At 72.1% G+C, this 2618-nt stretch carries 3 protein-coding genes and 1 pseudogene; all 4 read right to left on the bottom strand.

Annotation, left to right across the window (positions count from 1 at the left end):
- Positions 1–277, bottom strand: a pseudogene (locus tag AB0O00_RS35125) (4-phosphopantetheinyl transferase); the annotation flags it as partial.
- Positions 274–1032: a hypothetical protein gene (locus AB0O00_RS35120; protein WP_363658767.1), complete on the bottom strand. Its 759-nt coding sequence runs from the start codon at positions 1030–1032 to the stop codon at positions 274–276. The pseudogene AB0O00_RS35125 and the gene AB0O00_RS35120, both read right to left, overlap by 4 nt.
- A gap of 4 nt (positions 1033–1036) precedes the next feature.
- A complete protein-coding gene (locus AB0O00_RS35115; RefSeq protein WP_363658766.1) occupies positions 1037–1327 on the bottom strand; it encodes a phosphopantetheine-binding protein in 291 nt (96 codons plus the stop codon).
- 83 nt (positions 1328–1410) lie between these two features.
- Complete coding sequence (locus tag AB0O00_RS35110) at positions 1411–2343, bottom strand: 3-oxoacyl-[acyl-carrier-protein] synthase III C-terminal domain-containing protein (protein WP_363658765.1); 933 nt, start codon at positions 2341–2343, stop codon at positions 1411–1413.
- Positions 2344–2618: the final 275 nt, after the last annotated feature.

Raw genomic sequence — 2618 nt, 5'->3', positions numbered from 1 at the left:
GGGAATCGGAGGCGGAGTGGTTCACCTCCAATCCGCCGGCCCGCGACGGGCGCGGCTTTCCGTACCGGCCGCGCCGCCACCCGACGTCGGCCGGGCGGATGCCGAGCCGTGCGCCGACCAGCCGGCGCACGGCGCCGTGGACGACGGTGAAGCGCCGGCGCACCACCGGGTCCGCTCCGGCGCACCGGGCACGCTCGCTCTCGTCGAGGAGGTGCCACAACTCGCTGACCACGTCCGCGGATTGGTCGGTGGGGATGAGCCAGACGTCGACGGTCACGGAAGGGCGAGCGTGTTCAGCACGCCCAGCCGGCGGTCGAAGCTCGCGACCAGGACGGGGCTGCGCCAGGGCAGTTCCTCGGCGAGCTCCGCCCACACGCCGGTGAACGGCTGAGCGGTCGGGCCGTCCACCCCGGGGCCGCGCACGAGCACCGCGTCCGGTCCGAGCGACTCGGCGAGCGCACGGACCTCCTTCTCCGGGTCGTCCACGCACGGGACTTGACGGATGTCCATCCCTTCACCCGGAGCCTCCTCGCACACCAGCACCACCGCGCCGTGCCGCTCGGGCAGGTCGACGGGTGCGCCGGGTTCGTAGTGCAGGGCCGTCTGCTCGGCGATGACCACCACCGCCCGCCGGCAGAACCCGGTGCGGTGGTACTCGGCGGCCAGGCGCAGCGCGGTGAACGCCGCGCCGAGCCCCTGGTCGCAGACCGCGAAGGCGAGCGGCGTGCCCGGGCAGGACCGGCTCAGTGCCAGCGAGGACGGCGCGCCCGGGCGGATGTCCGGGGAGTCGAAGGCGAGGATCAGCAGGTCGACGGGCCCGCCGTCGGCCAGTTCCTCGTGCAGCAGGCCCGCCGCCATCTCCTCGTAGGAGTGGCCGGCGCCCTCGCGCAGCAGGTCCTCGCGCACCGGCAGGCCGTACGGGCGGGTCAGGTCGGTGACGAAGACCCGCAGGTCGGGGTCGAGCGACAGCTCCGACCGGCCGTCGAAGCGCCGGGCCCGCGCCCGGGTGATCCGCAGGCCGCGCGTGGCCACCCGGTCAGTCCTCGGGGATGACGTGTCCGGCGACGTAGTCGGCGAGGCTGGTGACCGAGCGCAGGTCCTCCTCGGCGATCTGCTCGACGTCGACCTGGATGTCGAGCGACTCCTCCAGTTCGAGGATCAGCTCGATGGTGCCGGCCGAGGTGAGGCCGAGGTCGTCGAAGAGGCAGGCGTTCTCGGGGATCTCCGGCAGCTCGCGCTTGAGGACGCGCGGCAGGAGCTCGCCGATGCCGTGCAGGATCCGCTCGCGCAGCTCGGGGTCAGTGGTCTGGACCACGGGTTCCGACATGGGTGAACCGTCCCGTCGTACGTGGGAATGGCTGGGAATGGCGAACAGGGGAAATTCGGGGGGAAAGGCAGACTGACGCATCGTCAGCACTGGACCGCCATGGCGGAGAAGGTGGCCCCGATCCCGGCGGCGGCGATCAGGTAGCGGTCGCCGCGGCGGAGCAGCCCCCGCGTGGTGGCGGTGTGGAGGTTGATGAGGCTGTCCGCAGCGAAACTGTGCCCCACCGAGGGCACGTTGTCCAGCACGACCTTCTCCACCGGGAGCCCGATCCGGCGCGCGAGCATCCGCCAGGACGCCTGGTTGACGTTGTGCGGGAGCACCGCGGCGAGGTCCGAGAGGTCCAGACCGGCCTGGTCCAGGGCGGCCTCGATCGCCTCGGTCAGCACGGCCGGGTACTCGCGCTGGTAGCGCGCGAGGAGCTCCGGGTCCTCGGCCAGCCGGCCGTCGAACTCGGGGCGCTGGCGCACCGCGAAGGACAAAACCCGGTGCCGCTCGCCGGTCGCCCGGACCAGGCAGGCGGCGGCGCCCTCGGCGAAGATACCCGTCTCGGGCACCACTTGGGCGTCCCTGGTGAACGTCTTCTCGCCCGCGACGACGAGGGCCAGGGCCTCCGGATCCGGGTCGGCGGCCAGCAGGCGACCGGCCAGGTCGATCGCCAGCAGGCCCACCGCGCAGGCGTGGTGGGTCACCGTGAAGGCGTTGGCATGCGCGAGGCCGCGCCGGGCGATCAGGTCGTGCAGGGGGTTGAGCGGGTAGGGCACCGCCACCGGCATGCTGCGGGCGTGGATCACGAAACGGACGTGCCGTTCGCGTCCGCGCAGCTCCGTGAGGTTGTCGACGGCGGCGTCGAGCAGGTCGGGCAGCGTCCCGTCCGGGTCCAGTCGCAGCTGGTCCAGGCCGTGGAAGCGGCGGAAGAGTCGGAGTTGACGTGGCGTCAGGCCGATGCGTTCGCCCACCGCCTCGATGGGCACGGCGTGTGGGGGGAGGTGAACGGCCACTGCCTCCAGTGCGGTCACGCGGGCTAGTATTCCCACGCCCGGACCGGTCGCACAAGTGATCGCGGGCTCCTTCTCTTCGCGGTACCTTCGCTTTTCCTTCGCACTTCCGCCTCGCGCATCCCCCTCGCGCATCCCCCTCGCGCATCCCCCTCGTGCCTTCCCCTCGCGCCTTCCCCTCGCGCCTTCCCCTCGCGCCTTCCCTTGCCTCCCGCGTCGTCTTCCGCAACTGCAAAATCATGGGCGCGGGCCTCATCGGCGTGACCCTGGACAACGTCCTCTTCGACAACTGCAAG

The sequence above is a fragment of the Kitasatospora sp. NPDC093558 genome (assembly GCF_040683475.1).
Lineage (GTDB): Bacteria > Actinomycetota > Actinomycetes > Streptomycetales > Streptomycetaceae > Kitasatospora.
Note: the sequence above shows the minus strand (reverse complement) of the source record. Positions and strands in the feature narration are given on the sequence as shown.